The sequence below is a fragment of the Paenibacillus sp. FSL R5-0341 genome (assembly GCF_037975235.1).
GTDB classification, from domain to species: domain Bacteria; phylum Bacillota; class Bacilli; order Paenibacillales; family Paenibacillaceae; genus Paenibacillus; species Paenibacillus amylolyticus_A.
In genome coordinates, this window is sequence record NZ_CP150241.1 from 5602721 (window position 1) to 5619701 (window position 16981).

A 16981-nucleotide genomic window follows, 5' to 3' on the forward strand; every position below is an offset into this window, starting at 1 on the left:
TTGGTAACCACTTCAAAGGCTCTATTTTTCTTATCCTTGTTGTTTTTTGTCATGAAAATGCCTACTAAAAAAGCAGAGTAGATCCGATGAATTCATCAGTTCTACTCTGCTTTGTTGATTAATTAACTGTCTTATACCACTCGTTCACTTCGGCTGTAATATCATCGCCGCCCATGGACTTCCACTTCGTCACAAACGCATCAAATTCCTCAATGCCCACCTGACCATAGATGATCTTGCTGAACGTATCCTTCTCCAGCTTGTCGATGGCATCCTTCTTCATTTTCATCGTCTCGGTTGGTGCTCCCGTGAATTTGTTCTTAATCGCATTATCTTTATTCGCAACGACCACCTCAGCGGCGACAAATACTTCCGGTTTGTTGGCAATCTTCGTATTTTTCTCAAAAGGAGTCTCCGGTTCCTTGCCCTTCGCAAGTTCCGCCAGCGTATCCATCATGAGATTCGGAATCCGTGCACCATCATACGTAATCGTATATTTGAGTGGTGATACACCATCCTTCACTTCAGCTTCACCAACAACTTTGCCGTCCACGATATCATAATCATATCCTTGCGCGAAGCCATGTTCGAACTCGCTGCCTACTTCCGGATTGGCAAAGTTGTCGAACAGATAATTTTGATACGTGAAGAAAATCTCCGGGTTCGCCATATTCTTGTTAATCAGCACCACCCCATTGCTTGCACCAGAACCATGTTGGTGGCTCTCTCCTGTTGGCCCTGTAGGTAAGGCAATGGCCTTGTACGTGGCACCGTCTACATTTTTCTTCACATCATCAATCGGCCAGTTTGGCATCCAGTGTGGCCCCACGATAATGCCTGCTTTACCTGCGGTGAACAATTCTGCTGCTTTGATCTCGTCATAGACACCCGCTTCTTTGGGCAGGTAGCCTTTGGACAACCACTCTTTCATCGTCGCAAGACCTTCCTTCACACCTGGCTGGATGGAGCCATATTGCAATGTGCCGTCTCCGGCATCATTCCACTGTCCAGGCATCGTGTTGTACATGCCGAAGATCCAGCCAGATTCCGTCATCCAGGTATTAAGTGCATTCTTCATGCCGACGGTCAGACCATACGTATCTTTTTTGCCGTTCCCATCCGGGTCCTGATTCGTAAAAGCATCCATGACCGTAACCAGCTCATCCATAGTTTTCGGTTCTTCCAGTCCCAGCTTCTTCAGCCAGTCTTCTCGAATGAACATGACCGAATCGCCGTTGTAGGCATAATCGAAGATTGGAATGCCATAACGCTCGCCCTCATACATGTATGGATACCATTCGTCGGATGCTGATTCAGATGCCTGTTTCCATGTGTCCGAAGCATATTGGTCAAATAACTCGCCTGCATTGGCAAACTTGCCGGATTCGATTAATTCCCTTACCAGATTGTAGTCTCCCCGAATGGAGACGATATCCGGCAGTTCTTCGTTAGCGGACAGGGACAAGCGCAATTTCGTATAAAATGCATCATTGGTCACCGATACGGCCCACGGTGTGGTCAGATCGATACCCAGTCGTTCCTTGGCCCATTTGGTATGCACATTGTTCTGTGCCGTTTCCCCATTCTTGAACTTTGTATCATCGTTCCAGGCCCGCAAATAGCTCATCTGTACCGCCGGTTCATACTTCCCATCTTGCAGAGCAAGTGGTGCAGCTGCTTCCTTCACCGGTTCTTCCTTGGCCCCCGAACTGCATGCCGTTACAGCAACCATCGTTATTGCGAGCAATGCCGTCATCATTTTTCTATACATGAACTAACCCCTCCTCAGGTAACTTGGATACCCTTTTGTGCCAAATGCACCTCTGCATGTGGCATTATGCACCTTACATGAAAAGGATAGTGCAGCCGGGGAGGCAAACATATATCACAATTTCAATGTTCATATTGATTTGTTAACCGTTCCGAAAATCTTGCGGGGTCAGTCCATAATGTTTGCGGAACACCTGAATGAAATAAGGCGTGTTGTTGTACCCCACTTCCTGACCAACTTCATAGATCTTCATCGCCGTATGCTTGAGCAAATGAACCGCACGTTCCATTCTGGAACGGATAATATAATCACTAATACCTTCACCGGTGGATTGTTTGTACATTTTCGACAGATATACCGGGTGCAGATGCACTTCTCCAGCAATGACCTGCAACGATAGATCCTCACCCAGATGATGGTCGATCCATTGCTGCACCTGCCTAATGAGGGTTGATCCCGCATCCTGTCCCGCCTCGCTGGTGCTCTCTGCCCAATGCTGCATCACAGACCGAGTCCACGTTTCAAGACTGCGTAGCGAGATGCCATAACCATCCTTGAGCAGCTGCTGATACTGCTCCCCAAGCACTTCGGCTAATTGCCTTCCTTCCCGATGAGCCATATAGGAGAATGCCGCCGCCAGATAATGAAAAGCCACATACACATGCTCCGGGAACACACTGTTCGACAGTTCGGCAAAGATCTGATCAATCTTACGGTGTGCATCCTCCATGCGCCCGGCTTCCAGTAACGTCGTCAGACCCGGCGGTTCATACAGCGCCGTGAGTGACTTCAACGTGGACCCATTGGAGCCTGCTGCCGCATTCAGATGTAATCCTTTGCCTGCCTCAGCCTGCTTGCGAAGTGCACTCACGGCTTGATGGTATAGCTGCGGCACCTGATCTGGGAAACGCCCCATGCGACTAACGGATAGGGAAATGGTCGCGTTCAGATACTGCCTCACACTGTGGATCAATCGCTCTCCGAGTCGGCCCATTAACATCTCAGGTTCGGCTTGGGTTTGTTTGGGACTGGCCATGAAGACTAGGTCATCATAGGCGTCATCCGTATGGCAGAGATGATAGGCACTGCCGTAGATCTCTTCCACTACATTCGAGATGGCGTACTTCATCAGCCGAAACGCTTTATGTGTGGCTTGATGGTCATCATAACGGATGAGCAGCAGCTGCATTTTATCCTGTGGACGGAACCCGATCTCCAGCTGCTCCAACTTATCCGTGAGTTCTGCATCCGCAAATTTATGCCCTAACAGCACATCCTTCATCAGCTCCGCCCGCTTCTCGGGCAGATGTTCCCTCACCGAATACATGGCCCGCTGGTGCAGCATTTGTTTCTCACCCTCCAGGCGAATCTGCACGGCGGCCTGCTGCACGGATTCGATCAGTTCCTCATCCCGGACCGGTTTGAGCAGATAACTGACTGTCCCATGTTTGAGCGCCTGCTTCGCATAATCGAAGGAAGCATGCCCCGATAAAATAATACATTTGGTACGTTCCCACTTTTGCCGGATATGACTGACCAGATCCAGACCGGACAGACCCGGCATGCGAATATCCGTGATAATAATATGGACCTGATGTGTTGCCATATGTTCCAGTGCCTCTTTGACTGAATAGGCTTTGAATACCTGACCAATCCCGTGTTCTCTCCACGGTATGGAGACGGCGATCGACTCTACTGCGGAATGTTCATCATCCACGACCATCAGATTCATCATTCGTTTGTTCCTCCTCAAACCATCGAATTTCTACACTAAGTCCACCATAGGGAATCGCTCCAAAATGAAGCCCGGACGACAGCCCATATCGTGTAACGAGACGCTGGTGCACATTCCATGTGCCTGTTCCAATCTCTTCGCCCATCGGTTCATTGATCTCCCGTTCCAATTCCGCAATCTCTTCCGCTGTCAGCGTGACACCGTCATTGTCTACAAACAGGCTGTATCTTGTATATTTTCGTCCCTCAATATGTTCGGGTACCGCCATACCTGTTACGACAACATGCCCACTGCCTTCCATCGGCTCAATACCGTGGATCACCGCATTCTCTACGATCGGCTGAATGAGCAGTCGCGGAATGTGAAGCTGCATCAGTTGCTGCGGTACAGCGATCTCGTAGGTCAGCCGGTTGGTCCGCATCTGTTGAATGGACAAGTAATGGTCCAGCAGCCGGATCTCTTCTTCCACTGTCGTCATGTCATTCTCGCCCCGCGTAATGTAACGATAGTAGTCACCCAGGCTTAGCGACATGGCAATAACCGCTTCACGGTTGCCGAGCTGGGTCATATTTTTGATATAAAACAGGCAGTTGTACAGGAAATGAGGATTGATCTGTGATTGCAGATGCTTCAATGTTGCTTCACGTGAGCGAATACGTTCCTCGTATACCTTCTCGATCAGTTCCTGAATCTGCTCCGCCATATGGTTAAAGCTCTGGGTCAGGTACGCAAATTCATCACGAGAGTGATCGACTGGAATCCGTGTGGACAGCTGCCCTTTGCGAATCTGTTGCAGCCCTCTCATCAAACGGTGGATTGGCACCTGGACTTTTCGATACAAAAGCAGCGCAGCCCCGATACTCAGCACGAGCAGTAACAGAATGGAGGTAATAAACATATTTCGGCTCTTATCCATCGGGGTTAGCAAATCATCCAATACCACCGGGTTCACGTATACTGCCTGTAGCTGTTTGGAGTGCACGTAACTGACCAGATATTGCTTGCCGCCTACCTCCAGCTGATGATTACCTTCTCTCTCCGGTCCGTTAAAGGGGATATCACGCATGATCGCTTCAACCAGTTCGGGGTCCGCCGTACGGTTCAGTAACGGCTCATTGCCCGGTACTAATAAGAAAGGATCTCCTCCCTGCGTTTCTTTAAAATCATCCAACATGGCAACCACGTTCATCGGGTCAAAATTAATCTCCATCACCGTTCGCACGCCTGTATTCACCGGTTTTTCATTCCACTCATAGTTATCTGTGAAAAAGTAGGTGAAGCTCCCCTGCTCCAGCTGCCATTGGCCCGGTTGCGGAAACGTCAACATCTTCTCATCGTAGACCGTCCGGCTGGACATGGTGGATAACACAAGTTCGGCTTGTGGCAGCACAATGGTAATATCGTTCTTCCAGCGGCTGGTGGACTGGTACAACGATAATTTGTCGAGAATATCCAGATAGATGCTGTTCTTCTCATACTGGCTGGTTAAATCCGTCATGTAACGGTAGTGCAGGATACTCGGATCCCGCAACAATGTAAGACCATACAGTGAGAGCTGCTCGATATTTTTATCCACCTGGGAACTGAAATAATTGAACTGGTTCAGACTCGACTGTTGTTTCTCTTCAACGACCATGTCCACATTTGCCTGATTCGCGTATGTATAGAGCAGCAGAATGGGTACGAGCAGGCAGATTAAAAGAATGACCGTCTTCGCAAATACTGTGAATTTCATCGTTTCACCCTGTCCCTGAATTTGAAGTCGTTCTACACCGAAGTCCTATTTTATATTGAAAACCCTTACATTTCTATATGATTTTATGTTCTCCGTCTTTCCTGCGACCTGAAATCCCCTTATACTGGAAATGAATCAACATTTCGTGAGGGGGCTCTGTGATGCAACTGACAGAACAAGGCATTTTGCATATTGAAGAAGATGATATTTCCAGCTTGTACTGTTACAGGGACCTAGATGGCATGGCTTTTGATGCTTCATTCCTGTTTGAGTTACAGCTTCAGGAATTAACCTTATCTCCAGGTAGCGTTCGGGCGATTCAGTTTGATTTTGAGGGAGAGGAAGCCCCGCTCTATGAAGAACGGGAACGTTTAGTGACCGAGGTACAGTCAGCGGTTCGTACCGTTGATACGCAGTATGATGGCTCGATTGTGAAATAATAGAGGCATGTTCAGCATGAAGGGCATATCGGAAGCAGAAAACATATGGCAGGAGCTAACCTGATAACAGGAGCGTTTGACTTTACAGTCGGATTCTCTTTTTTGCTGTTTCCATCAACAGGTTAATATTTCAACATCCGCATTGAAATGTTGTTCTATAGTCCGCCCTTTTCCGTTGTTATAATTCAGTTGCTCCACTCCGTGCAGAGGCTTGATCGCCTCATGTTGCCCGGGGTTGGACGAGATAAAGGAGGGACCCTGATGGCTATGGAACAACCGTTAACAACCAATAAGCCGGTGCGAAAAATGACACCCCATGCACGCAAACGTACCCGCTGGAATTTCAAACGCACGTGGCCGCTGCATCTGATGCTGCTGCCTGCTGTACTGCTCACTTTGCTGTTCGCCTATGTGCCCATGGGCGGCATTATTATTGCTTTTCAAGACTTCAAACCGTGGCTGGGGTTCACTGGCTCCAAATGGGTCGGCTGGGACAACTTCCGGTTCATGTTCGAATATCCCGACAGCGTTCAGGTCATCTGGAACACGGTACTGATCGCTTCGATGAAAATTGTGGCCGGACTTGTGGCCCCCGTGGTGTTCGCCATTTTGCTGAATGAGGTTCGGAACTCCACGTTCAAACGTTTCTCACAGACCTTGGTGTATCTGCCCCATTTCCTGTCCTGGGTTGTCCTGGGTGGTATATTGCTCGACATGTTATCACCGGAAGGCGGGCTGGTAAACCAGCTGTTGGCGGCGGCTGGTGTTGAACCGATTTTCTTTTTGGGGGATGGCGACTGGTTCCGTGTAACGGTAGTTGTTAGTGATGTGTGGAAGGAATTTGGATTCGGAACGATTGTATTTCTGGCAGCACTTGCGGGTATTAACCCCGCATTATATGAGGCTTCGGAGGTAGATGGGGCAACACGACTTAGACAGACATTACATATTACCCTGCCTGCACTCGTGCCGATGATTATCGTAGTAGGTACGTTATCGCTGGGCAATATCCTGAATGCAGGCTTCGACCAGATCTTCAACCTGTACAATCCGCTGGTATATGAAAAAGGCGATATTATCGATACCTTTGTCTACCGCATGGGAATTCTGAATGGCAAAATGAGCTTTGCGACAGCCGTTGGACTATTCAAATCATTTGTCGCGATGTTCCTGGTCATCTCTGCGTACCGGATGGCGTACAAAATCGCCAATTACCGTATTTTTTAAAAGAGTTAGCATAACGCATTAAGGAGGAATCAAGGTGTATCACAAAACAACCGGGTACCGTATATTCAATGGTTTCAACCTGATATTCATCGCGGCCGTCTCGATCCTGTGCATCCTGCCGCTGGTCCATATTCTGGCCGTTTCCTTCAGTGGTAAAGCGGCAGCATCCGCCAATCTGGTAACACTGTGGCCGATTGATTTTACGGTGGACGCCTATACCAAAACATTTGGTAACAGTAACTTTCTGAGTGCACTCTGGATTTCAGTCCAGCGTACGGTTCTGGGAACACTGCTCAGTATGACACTTGTTTTCCTGACGGCTTATCCGTTATCCAAGGAGAGTCTGCATTTCAAGGGGCGCTCGTTATATGCGTGGTTTTTCATCTTCACGATGCTATTCAGCGGGGGATTGATTCCATCCTATATTTTGATCCAGAAGCTTGGACTGATTAATACGATGTGGGCTCTCATTTTGCCAGGCGCGGTGGCTGTCTGGAACCTGATTCTGATGATGAACTTTTTCCGTAACGTGCCAAAAGAGCTGGAAGAAGCCGCATTCATTGATGGAGCCAACCATATTACGACCCTGTTCAAAATTTATCTGCCTGTATCCATGCCCGCCATTGCCACGATCTCCTTATTCACCATGGTAGGTCAATGGAATTCCTGGTTCGACGGGCTGATCTATATGAATGATGCTTCCAAATATCCACTTGCCACGTTAATGCAGACCATTATCGTACAGCAGGACTTCTCCAACATGAACGTGGATGCAACGCAGCTCCAGAACATGTCTCAACGTACGGTGAACGCGGCTCAGATCTTTATTGGCGCTCTGCCGATCCTGCTCGTATATCCGTTCTTGCAGCGTTTCTTCGTAAAGGGGATTGTGCTCGGGGCGGTAAAAGAGTAAGGCAAACACACGGAATCTCGACATGAAATTCTTTGTTCAGAAGGTTATGATTTCATTTGATTTGCGATCGTTCTCCCACGAGTTGCGTTGTTATATTCATTAATTAACTCATCCAGCACCATGGATTGGCGAATAACTTCCGGATGCCACAGTTCCGGATATTGATTTGCAATCTGGTAGAGTCTTTGCCGTGCATGTTCGATACATTCCTGAATGGTTTCCGGATTATGTACCATACTCCCGCCCCCTGTTGTCCTTAAATATCCATCATCCAAAAAAGACCATCTAATATAATATTCGGAACAAGAGGGGATTTGGATTACCCCAAAATTAAAATTTTGGTTATTTTTTCTTGTGAAATTTATTTTTAGCGTGGATCACATAACCTGATGTGCATATATGTTGAATGCAAATAAACCGGACCGGCTGCGGCCTGTCCGGTTTTATAGCGTTTATTTTTTTGCAGAACAACTTCGTATGCCGAGATGAATATGAGCAGGCTCAACAGCTTACTTACGCTAATCCTCATATTTCGTAAAGAAAACATCCTCAAGAACGGCCTTGGCTTTCTTCAGATCACGGGAATTCAGCGTATGAAGCATCCCCATAATTTCATTCATTTCCTCGTTAACGGTTACTGCTTCCGTACTCTCATTATCATGTGAGACTTCATCGGGATATGGAATAACTTCACTAGAAACCAATAACGGACCATCTTTTTCTGTATGGAACCAGGACGCCTGTGCCGTATCACGGAGAGCATGAACTATGAACTGCAATTCATCTTCGGTATATCGTTGCAAAAAACGGTTTGCGCCAAGATCAATTTGTTGATGCATGGCTTGATGTAAACGATATATGTCTTGACCCCGTTCTGACACGCGAAACAATACTTCTTTTTTATTATCCGGCAGGTATTCAGGCAAAATGATATTTTTCTGGACCAGCCTCTTGGTGATTTTGGAAACTGTGCCTTTGGAAAAGCCGAATTGCTTCGAAATGGTTATGCCATTTACAGGTTCAAGTGTTCCAATGGCATCCAGCACATGCAGCATAGTAACCGTCATGTCTTCGACTAACTCTTGAACCTCCGGATTAGGGCTGTTTTGGAGCAGCCACTCCTTCTCTTCGTCATCTTCCGCTTGGAATTTAATCTGTATGTCTTTCACAGCTTCCAGCACTTCATCAATCAGGTGCTCTTTATTGTGATAGTTTGATGGCTTGATCATCCTTTTTCCTCCAACACTAATGAACTTCATCCCAGTATATCAAGGACAGGTTCATAAATAAAGTTTCCAGGAAACAATATTGACAAATGAATAGAATTTAAACTAATATTGTTGCAAGGAAACTTATTGTTTCTTAGAAACAATAAGTTGTAATTTTCATAGTCCGTTAGTTATTAGAAACAGAACTTTATTTCAGATCCAATTTAGAGAGGAACATTACAAATGACAGATATACGATTCAATCCATCGCAAGAGAAGCAACAACCGGGTGTGAGTCCATCGAGGAAAGATTACGATATCGACGTATTGGTTGCAGGCGCCGGTCCGACCGGATCTACATTAGCAGCAGATCTTTTGCGCCGCGGCCTTCGTGTCCGACTGGTCGACAAGGCTCCCCACGCCTTCAAAGGTTCTCGTGCAAAGGGAGTACAGCCGCGAACCCAGGAGCTTTTGGAGGACCTCGGCGTGCTGAGTGAGGCTCATGCGGAGGGAGATTCTTACCCGCTCGCAGGTATTCATCTCGGGCCCATCACCGTGCCGTGGCGCATGCAACAACGGAATAAACCTACACCAGATGTGCCCTATCCGAATATTCTTCTGCTGGCTCAACACCGCACGGATGCCATCCTGCACCGACTGCTCAAACGTCAGGGACTGAATATTGAATTTAACAACGCGGTGGATTCTTTTGAACAGGATGCCAATGGGGTGACAGTGACGCTCTCTTCAGGGGAGAAGATTCGCAGCAGATATCTGGTGGGGGCAGACGGTGGTTCCAGCACCGTTCGTAAAGGTGTTGGCATTCGTTTTGTGGGAGAGACCAACGAATCGGATCGGATGCTTATCATCGACGGTACAATCGATGGGTTGTCGCGCAGTCGTTGGCATATGTGGCCACGCACAAAAGGTAAATTTGTCGGAGCATGTCCCCTGCCACATTCCGACCAATTCCAAGTCATGATCAGGTTGGGAGCAGACGAGAACCCAGACCTCGACGAGGCTGTACTTGCCGCTCAGTTCCACAAGCTCACTGGTTTACGGCTCTACGATATTACCTGGAGTTCTGTATTTCGTCCCAACGTGCGACTTGCCGAGCATTATCGGTCGGGCCGGGTCATTCTTGCAGGCGATGCAGCCCACGTCCATACCCCAGCCGGTGCGCAAGGACTCAATACCGGTGTACAGGACGCTTACAACCTCGGCTGGAAGATAGGTCAGGTCATTGCTGGCGCACCCGATCGCTTACTTGACAGCTATGAAGCTGAACGTCAACCTATTGCCGCACGAGTACTTGGAAAATCCAGCGAGTTGTACGCCAAGCTCGATAATAAACGCCTTGCCAGTCTCAAACGAGGTGATGAAGAACGTCAGCTCACACTATCGTATCATGGTGGTCCACTTAGCTCTGAGAATTCATCAGCGACCAAGTCACTTCAGGTCGGAGATCGAGCACCCGATGCTCCATGCATCGGCCCAGGCGGGGTAAGACGTTTTTTTGAAATTCTCCGTGGACCACAATTCACATTGCTTGCTTTTGGAGCCAATGCCGCTCATATCCTCCCTGACCTGATCTGGCCGGCTAGTGGTGCCGAATTGCACAGATACATCGTCAGTACTGGTAATGAAGCCGAACAGAATGTTATCAACGACACCACCCAAAAACTGACTGACATCTACGGCATTAACAGCGACACGCTGATACTTATTCGACCCGATGGTTACATCGGCAACATCATCAAGAGCGACTGGCAGACGGAATTTGAGAATGTAGTCAGTATGGTTACCCCGCCACGTTCAGTGTAAAATATTAGAATATTCAAACTGCGCTTTAAGCACCAAATGCACACTTCGGGCCGGGGGCCACATCAGAGGAACTACATGCTTCATTCATCTTAAACCGACGTCATCAAAACGATTTCCTAACGTCTCAGGAAAGGCACGTTTAATGGCATCAATGGCACGTTGTTCCGTAACCCCTGCCTTCCGGATAAGCTCAATCACGCTTTGCACACATTCCGGTTCTCTCGAATCCCAAGAAATAGAGTCATCTATTACCTCAACGATCGTTGTATACAGGTTTGCGAGTAGCTCATACTCGTCTATAACCTGATCCATCTGAATGGACAGATGCCTAAGTCCTGCAACATAAGTGGCAATATCCAATCTTGATTTGGCATAATAGCGAAATACAATTGCCGCTTGTTCTGCGTCATATGTTCCTGACTGTAGAACAGCAGCAATAGTGGCATACGCATCCGCTCCACAGGCATAATCTTGGGGTGGCAGCATATAGTCATGGGTTTCCCATTTGTAAACGGCCTGGATTAACGATTCCTTGCAGACTTCCCATAGATCTATGGGTGCACAAGCTTCCAGCACCTGATAGTACCAATAGGGTGTACTGTTCCTTCCAAACGAATCATAAGGCAGACGAATGACTTCATTGCCTTTACTTTCACAGATGAATAGCATCCGTTCCACATCATCATATCCAGTAACAATGACAAATTGATCGTGCCAGAGAATCGCACCTACGCCCCGGTCAATGGAAGCTTTAATGTCCAGCAGAGCCTGCTTCTGATACAGGGGAAAGGTTGGTTCGAACGAAAAGCCCGCTGCCTGGCTCGCCGTCACGCCAATGAAGTCAGCTGCGACAAAGTTCTCTGCCATCCAGTTGTATGCGGAGACTGACTCTGCCGTCATACGCCGATCCACCACTAATCGGAATGTACTTGCTGTCATACCTGCAATCATGTAGCGCGGGAAATCCGTCCACTGTTTATGTAATAAAATGCGATACATCGCATCTGTATACGCACTCACACCGTTCCATGATCTATTTGCATCAGCAGAATTCATAGTTTGCGGGGATTGAATCCAGTCCTGCAATACTACTTTTGTCGCCATCATCCTTCACGCCCTTCATTTCTCATCCTATCGTGCGGAATGTGCTCCCCACCGTGGTACCGTGGACCGTTTAAGATCAGGATACTTCCTGGATATCACTCGAAAATAATCAATAGCCTGCTCTTCCAATGCTTTCGCCTTCACTAGTACCTGTGCTAAATCTTCTGTGGTGTCTGGTCGCAAAATACGTCTCTTCTCCTGCTGATCCATATATCCTTTCATTTGGTCAATTAACGTCCCAAGCTGTTCATAACATGCACAAGCCTGGTCCAGTTCGTTCCATACCCCTCGAACATCCTGCAAATACATTCGTATTTCGGTTCGGGAATGGCAGAAGGATTCCAAAATATAACCCGCACCTGATTTATCGAAATCCCCACTCCGCAGGGCCTGCACCCATACATCATATGCCTGTCTACCTGAAGCAATATTCCGATCAGGCAGCAGACGATAGGGGATATCCCAATCCTCAATCGCCAGTCTCAGGGATTCCAGCAGCATCTGCTGTTCAGGGATGCGGAGCTGATCACCAAACACCTGACAATACCAAAATCCGGTAAAGTTTAAGCCGAAATTATCATATAACAAAATCTGCGGTTCCTTGCTCCATCCGTCTTGCACATAGAAGATACGGTCACTATCATCATACCCATGAATAACACCGAACTCGGGAATCCAGTAAATCACACCAATACCTTCATTAAGACTACGTCTCACCCAATTCACTGCATCCCGCTGGTAATAACTGAACGTGGAATGCCGTGTACGTCCCCCATCCCAGATCGTGAATATCCCCAGGTTATCAATTCCCGGACGATGTGCTTCCCCCCACTGTCCATACGCTGTAACCGACATGGGAAGTAGTCTGCGATGCACCGCCAGCTTGAAAGCCATGCCCGTATATCCGGCAAGTAAAACCTTGGAACCTTGAAACTGGCCCGTATGGGTGAGTATCGCATGCAGACTATCCACATACGATTTGGACTCCCGCTTCATGATGAGGTTATCTAAAATATTCTCAGCCAAGGACGTATCTTCTCCTCTCTACGCTGCTTTATTCCACGTTTTGCTTACGTTGTATCGCGAGCCTGTCAATTAATCCTTCTGCGCTTTGCTGAAGCTTGCGTCTAAGCCACCCAGGAGACAAAATTTCCTCCCATTCGCTAATAAACAAATGTTGCAAGAAAGCGTCCGTGTCATAAAATTCAATCGAATAAATCAGGTCTTGCCTAGCCTGAATACGATACCCTTGCCATAGGTCCATTTGTTGCAATTCTTTCAAGCGAATCTCAGCTACGAACGGTTTACGCACAGGCAGTGGTTCTTCCCATCCACCTAAGAGAGCATCTGACCTGTACTCAAATCTCTCATCCAAGATCGATACATGAACAATGCCCTCCAAGCGAATGGCCACTTGCTGCACAGGATCTGCTACATAACCCACCACGTAATCGGCGTTAAACTGGGATATCATCTTCAATGGACACAAGGAAAACTGCTGTTCTCCATCGTGATCCCTGTAATGAATATGTACTCTACGCAAGTCAGCTATGGCATGGGACAACAATTCAAAGAATTGCAGTTGCTTCGGTGGCGCCGAAAACACTGGGAGCTCGTGACTTCCCATCTGTTGTTCCTCCAACGTAAAACGCTCCAGCAAATGTGCTACACGTTTCACCGCGTCTGCTTGATCATAATTGTAATGTCGATAGCGATGCGCCAGATATTTCAGCACACGCTGTTCTTCTTCGGTCATATACAAATGGGGCAATCGAAAAGTCTGATCCTCATAACAATAGCCCCGATATTTCGCCATATATACCAAAGGAGCTCGCAGGGAGCTTGCCATATATTCAATATCACGCTGAGCCTGACGACGGGAGATTTCAAATTCACGGGCAAGCCCGATACTGTTCGGAAAACGTCCACCCCGAATCTGTTCGTCAAACCAGTGAATCCGATGCATGTTACTCATCTTCCCGCCCCCATCTCATCCAATTCTAATATATTCCATTATATCAAAAGACATGGCCCGTTCCGAAGAACAGGCCAGTAATGTTATACGTGTGCCTTATCCACTCTGGATTGCACTGCTTTGGAGCATTTCTTGCATACTTTCAGACTTGTACCGTCCGTTTTTGTTTGCGTATACAACAATTTAATTCGGGTACTGCTACACACCGGGCATGTTCCCCGGCCCCTGGAAGGAAGACTCCACAAGATGCGTCCTCTTTTGGTTTTTGCCAATGGTTGTGAACCTCTTTTCAATATGGTTTGTGTGTTCACCGTTATTATATGGGGCATGGTACGACACAGAATGTCGCATCAGTATTAGAGGTTGTCTAGAAATAGAAAATAAAAATGTCCCCTCTTCGACCTGAAGAAAGGACAACATTTAGGAAAGATCTGTGCTGGTCTGAGCGGCAGCCTGCAATAATGGTTGCAAGAGTCCTGGAAAGCGTGTTTCCAGATCTTCGGACCGCAGGGTGAGAAAATGCTGTGTGCCTTGCACTCTGACCCGAATAACTCCGGCTTCCCGCAGGGTCCGAATATGGTGCGACATCGTTGACTTCACAACAGGTGCATGAAAATGACTGCACGGCTGCTCCCCGCTTCTCGCTGCTTCCGCAACAATCCCAAGACGGGTCGGGTCGCTTAATGCATACAATACAGAGGAAAGTTCAATATCTGATACTTGTGGATGGTGTAAAATTTTCATACTGTAGTCTCCTTTTTTCAGACTATCCATTGTATTTTAACACAGATCCATGATATATTTCTAATGTTCGACACCAATCGAACTTTAATGATTTCGTTTATGTAACCCCTGCTGTCAGGCACGGGATTGACATCATACTACATTTTGCAAATGTTACACACCGTTTCTGAAATTTTGCGAAATACACAGTACTCCAGGAGGTTTTTATGAACAACACCGCAACCGCATCATCAGGGGAACGGACCGGAATACAGGAAGGATTGATTGTGAGCTTGCTTGGCTTCACCGTTCTACTCGTTGTTATGAATACAATGATGTTTAATCTGGCCTTGCCTAAAATTGCAGCCGAATTTATGCTTACATCCGTCGCTTCATCTTGGATTGTTACAGGGTATTCCATTGTATTTGCCATTTCCTCGATTACGTTCTCACGTCTATCCGATTTCATACCCATCCGTACATTATTCACGACTGGGCTGACTTTACTTGGTGCTGCATCCGTTCTAGGATTCTTCAGTAATCACTTCATCATTTTGCTCATTGCACGTCTGATTCAGGCTGCGGGTGCTGCATCGGTTCCGGGGCTTGCCATTGTGCTGATTACCCGGTATATTCCGAATGATCGCCGAGGTAAATCGATGGCTGTCATCATGTCCGCCAGTTCACTGGGTCTTGGACTTGGTCCCGTCATCGGCGGAAGTATTACACAATTTCTGGGATGGCATGATCTGTTTATCGTTACAGGATTAACGTTATTCTTGATTCCTGTATTCTTCAAATTGCTTCCTCGGGAAACGCCGCAAAAAGGTTCATTTGACCTGATGGGTGCCGTGCTTCTCGCCATCGGTACTACAGGTGTGCTGTTATTCCTGACTTCCCGTCAGTGGTTCACGCTTGTCATCGGTGCTGCTGCACTGCTTCTGTTCTGGCTCCGAATTCGGCGCGCGGCAGATCCGTTTGTCCAACCTGCTTTGTTCAAAGATAAAAAATATATGATGCTCAGCTCGCTGGGGATTGTATCGTACATCAATAACTTCTCAACGCTGTTCCTGCTGCCGCAAATTTTGGCGCATCTATATGGACTGACACCTGCTCAATCCGGACTCGTCATCTTCCCGGGTGCAGTCGTGTCTATGCTGCTGTCCAACCGGATCGGCCGAATGATTGACCGACATGGCAATACGCTGCTGCTGAAATTTGCACCATGGTTGCTACTGGCCGCTGCCGGATTGTTCGCCTTATTTGCAGACAATAACATCTACGCCATTATGGCTGTCTATGTGCTGCTCAGCGTTGGTTTCTCATCCCTGACCACCAGCGTATCCAATGAATTGTCCGGCAACCTGACCAAGGATCAGGTCGGCGCAGGTATGGGACTGTTCCAACTCAGTCAATTCTTCAGCGGTGCTTTCAGTGTTGCTGTTACTGGCGTAGCATTGACGGCGATGCAAAACATGCCGCTATCCTCAGCGTACACCAATATTTTCTGGGGCATGACTGTGGTCGCGCTAGCATCCGTTATTTTCTCTCAGTTGTATCTGAGAATGCAGTCACGGAAAGTCACGGAAAAAAGTAGCCGGATCTAACATCTCATTTAACCGAAAGAAGTCAGGAAGGGACCCTCGGGTTCTGAACCTGGCTTTTTTTCTGCCTATTTTCTATATATGTGTCAACTGGCCTCTCCCACAAACACAAAAAAGCCCCCAGGACGCATTCATCACGCTCCTCGGGACTATTATTTTAATGTTGCTCACTTCGATATTCTGCTAAAAGATTATACTATTCAAACAGGTCCAGACGAAGACGTTTCAGACTCGTATGTTTGATGTACCACTGGCCGTCGATTTTGACAAAAGTTTCATGATAGTGCCCAAATCCGTGGAACGATTTGTTCTCATTGCCCTCCGGGAACGTTACCCAATCTTCCATTGGGGAGATGACCTTCGCTTCGTTCTCGGATACAAATTCAACTTCGGCGCTATGTACATGGTGCACGGTTACGGCAACATCCACCAGATCACGGAATACTTGTACAATCGTATCACGGCCTGTTAATACCGGAATCGGATTGCCTTCTGTGCTGAAATCAGCGATTGCATCCGGAGCGAACACGTCACCCAAGGTATCCCACTGTTTCGTATCAATATAGCGGCAATAGCGCGCCTTGGTATTCCGAATGTTTTCCAGTGCGAGCAATTGTTCCAGTCCTGTAATCGTTGATTGGCTCATGTGTTGTCCCTCCAGAGATGTAAAATGTGATGTAAAATTGGATCAAGTATGTATGCAATTATACCTTCCTTATTGT

At 47.4% G+C, this 16981-nt stretch carries 16 protein-coding genes; 5 read left to right on the forward strand and 11 right to left on the reverse strand.

The genetic code is table 11. From position 1 onward, the window contains the following. Nucleotides 1-118: 118 nt before the first annotated feature. From MKX75_RS25235 to MKX75_RS25245, 3 genes are all read right to left on the reverse strand, one after another. On the reverse strand, nucleotides 119-1771 hold the full coding sequence (locus MKX75_RS25235) for an extracellular solute-binding protein (protein ID WP_339167324.1): 1653 nt from the start codon (nucleotides 1769-1771) through the stop codon (nucleotides 119-121). 142 nt (nucleotides 1772-1913) lie between these two features. Next, nucleotides 1914-3506, reverse strand: coding sequence for a response regulator (locus MKX75_RS25240; RefSeq protein ID WP_076334049.1), 1593 nt, complete (start codon nucleotides 3504-3506; stop codon nucleotides 1914-1916). Beyond that, nucleotides 3481-5241 (reverse strand): histidine kinase, encoded by a 1761-nt coding sequence (locus tag MKX75_RS25245; RefSeq protein ID WP_076334050.1) that lies wholly within the window; start codon nucleotides 5239-5241, stop codon nucleotides 3481-3483. The genes MKX75_RS25240 and MKX75_RS25245 overlap by 26 nt, the downstream gene beginning before the upstream one ends. Nucleotides 5242-5402: 161 nt before the next feature. Here MKX75_RS25245 and MKX75_RS25250 point away from each other — a divergent pair, with 161 nt between their 5' ends. The 3 genes from MKX75_RS25250 (at nucleotide 5403) to MKX75_RS25260 (ending at nucleotide 7821) form a co-directional block, all read left to right on the forward strand. Next, nucleotides 5403-5681: a hypothetical protein gene (locus MKX75_RS25250; protein ID WP_062836380.1), complete on the forward strand. Its 279-nt coding sequence runs from the start codon at nucleotides 5403-5405 to the stop codon at nucleotides 5679-5681. A 306-nt stretch (nucleotides 5682-5987) separates the two neighbouring features. Next, the gene (locus MKX75_RS25255; protein ID WP_076334080.1) at nucleotides 5988-6908 is read left to right on the forward strand and encodes an ABC transporter permease subunit; all 921 of its coding nucleotides are present in this window, start codon (nucleotides 5988-5990) and stop codon (nucleotides 6906-6908) included. A 34-nt stretch (nucleotides 6909-6942) separates the two neighbouring features. After that, on the forward strand, nucleotides 6943-7821 hold the full coding sequence (locus MKX75_RS25260; RefSeq protein ID WP_017692164.1) for a carbohydrate ABC transporter permease: 879 nt from the start codon (nucleotides 6943-6945) through the stop codon (nucleotides 7819-7821). A 44-nt stretch (nucleotides 7822-7865) separates the two neighbouring features. Here the strand turns inward: MKX75_RS25260 and MKX75_RS25265 are convergent, their stop codons facing one another. After that, the gene (locus tag MKX75_RS25265; RefSeq protein WP_062836379.1) at nucleotides 7866-8057 is read right to left on the reverse strand and encodes an aspartyl-phosphate phosphatase Spo0E family protein; all 192 of its coding nucleotides are present in this window, start codon (nucleotides 8055-8057) and stop codon (nucleotides 7866-7868) included. A gap of 282 nt (nucleotides 8058-8339) precedes the next feature. Beyond that, nucleotides 8340-9050 carry a MarR family transcriptional regulator gene (locus MKX75_RS25270; RefSeq protein WP_062836378.1) on the reverse strand — a complete coding sequence of 237 codons (711 nt, stop codon included), beginning with the start codon at nucleotides 9048-9050 and terminating at the stop codon, nucleotides 8340-8342. Between the two features lie 222 nt (nucleotides 9051-9272). Here MKX75_RS25270 and MKX75_RS25275 point away from each other — a divergent pair, with 222 nt between their 5' ends. Beyond that, entirely contained in the window at nucleotides 9273-10853 is a 1581-nt protein-coding gene (locus tag MKX75_RS25275; RefSeq protein ID WP_339167326.1) for an FAD-dependent monooxygenase, read from the forward strand. Between the two features lie 84 nt (nucleotides 10854-10937). Here MKX75_RS25275 and MKX75_RS25280 read toward each other — a convergent pair whose 3' ends face one another. From MKX75_RS25280 to MKX75_RS25300, 5 genes are all read right to left on the reverse strand, one after another. After that, nucleotides 10938-11960 carry a hypothetical protein gene (locus MKX75_RS25280; protein WP_076334052.1) on the reverse strand — a complete coding sequence of 341 codons (1023 nt, stop codon included), beginning with the start codon at nucleotides 11958-11960 and terminating at the stop codon, nucleotides 10938-10940. 24 nt (nucleotides 11961-11984) lie between these two features. Next, on the reverse strand, nucleotides 11985-12983 hold the full coding sequence (locus MKX75_RS25285) for a C39 family peptidase (protein WP_254847996.1): 999 nt from the start codon (nucleotides 12981-12983) through the stop codon (nucleotides 11985-11987). A gap of 28 nt (nucleotides 12984-13011) precedes the next feature. After that, complete coding sequence (locus tag MKX75_RS25290; RefSeq protein WP_076334053.1) at nucleotides 13012-13932, reverse strand: WYL domain-containing protein; 921 nt, start codon at nucleotides 13930-13932, stop codon at nucleotides 13012-13014. A gap of 83 nt (nucleotides 13933-14015) precedes the next feature. Further along, the gene (locus MKX75_RS25295) at nucleotides 14016-14204 is read right to left on the reverse strand and encodes a hypothetical protein (protein WP_076334054.1); all 189 of its coding nucleotides are present in this window, start codon (nucleotides 14202-14204) and stop codon (nucleotides 14016-14018) included. A gap of 148 nt (nucleotides 14205-14352) precedes the next feature. Continuing rightward, entirely contained in the window at nucleotides 14353-14676 is a 324-nt protein-coding gene (locus MKX75_RS25300; RefSeq protein ID WP_062836375.1) for a helix-turn-helix transcriptional regulator, read from the reverse strand. 206 nt (nucleotides 14677-14882) lie between these two features. Here MKX75_RS25300 and MKX75_RS25305 point away from each other — a divergent pair, with 206 nt between their 5' ends. After that, nucleotides 14883-16262, forward strand: coding sequence for an MFS transporter (locus MKX75_RS25305; RefSeq protein ID WP_339167330.1), 1380 nt, complete (start codon nucleotides 14883-14885; stop codon nucleotides 16260-16262). Between the two features lie 193 nt (nucleotides 16263-16455). Here the strand turns inward: MKX75_RS25305 and MKX75_RS25310 are convergent, their stop codons facing one another. Next, the gene (locus MKX75_RS25310) at nucleotides 16456-16905 is read right to left on the reverse strand and encodes a nuclear transport factor 2 family protein (protein WP_062836373.1); all 450 of its coding nucleotides are present in this window, start codon (nucleotides 16903-16905) and stop codon (nucleotides 16456-16458) included. Nucleotides 16906-16981: the final 76 nt, after the last annotated feature.

Bases quoted from the DNA above. Each gene is read 5' to 3' on its own strand.
- MKX75_RS25235 (WP_339167324.1), bottom strand. From the start codon at position 1,771: ATGTATAGAAAAATGATGACGGCATTGCTCGCAATAACGATGGTTGCT.
- MKX75_RS25240 (WP_076334049.1), bottom strand. From the start codon at position 3,506: ATGATGAATCTGATGGTCGTGGATGATGAACATTCCGCAGTAGAGTCG.
- MKX75_RS25245 (WP_076334050.1), bottom strand. From the start codon at position 5,241: ATGAAATTCACAGTATTTGCGAAGACGGTCATTCTTTTAATCTGCCTG.
- MKX75_RS25250 (WP_062836380.1), top strand. From the start codon at position 5,403: ATGCAACTGACAGAACAAGGCATTTTGCATATTGAAGAAGATGATATT.
- MKX75_RS25255 (WP_076334080.1), top strand. From the start codon at position 5,988: ATGACACCCCATGCACGCAAACGTACCCGCTGGAATTTCAAACGCACG.
- MKX75_RS25265 (WP_062836379.1), bottom strand. From the start codon at position 8,057: ATGGTACATAATCCGGAAACCATTCAGGAATGTATCGAACATGCACGG.
- MKX75_RS25270 (WP_062836378.1), bottom strand. From the start codon at position 9,050: ATGATCAAGCCATCAAACTATCACAATAAAGAGCACCTGATTGATGAA.
- MKX75_RS25275 (WP_339167326.1), top strand. From the start codon at position 9,273: ATGACAGATATACGATTCAATCCATCGCAAGAGAAGCAACAACCGGGT.
- MKX75_RS25280 (WP_076334052.1), bottom strand. From the start codon at position 11,960: ATGATGGCGACAAAAGTAGTATTGCAGGACTGGATTCAATCCCCGCAA.
- MKX75_RS25290 (WP_076334053.1), bottom strand. From the start codon at position 13,932: ATGAGTAACATGCATCGGATTCACTGGTTTGACGAACAGATTCGGGGT.
- MKX75_RS25300 (WP_062836375.1), bottom strand. From the start codon at position 14,676: ATGAAAATTTTACACCATCCACAAGTATCAGATATTGAACTTTCCTCT.
- MKX75_RS25305 (WP_339167330.1), top strand. From the start codon at position 14,883: ATGAACAACACCGCAACCGCATCATCAGGGGAACGGACCGGAATACAG.
- MKX75_RS25310 (WP_062836373.1), bottom strand. From the start codon at position 16,905: ATGAGCCAATCAACGATTACAGGACTGGAACAATTGCTCGCACTGGAA.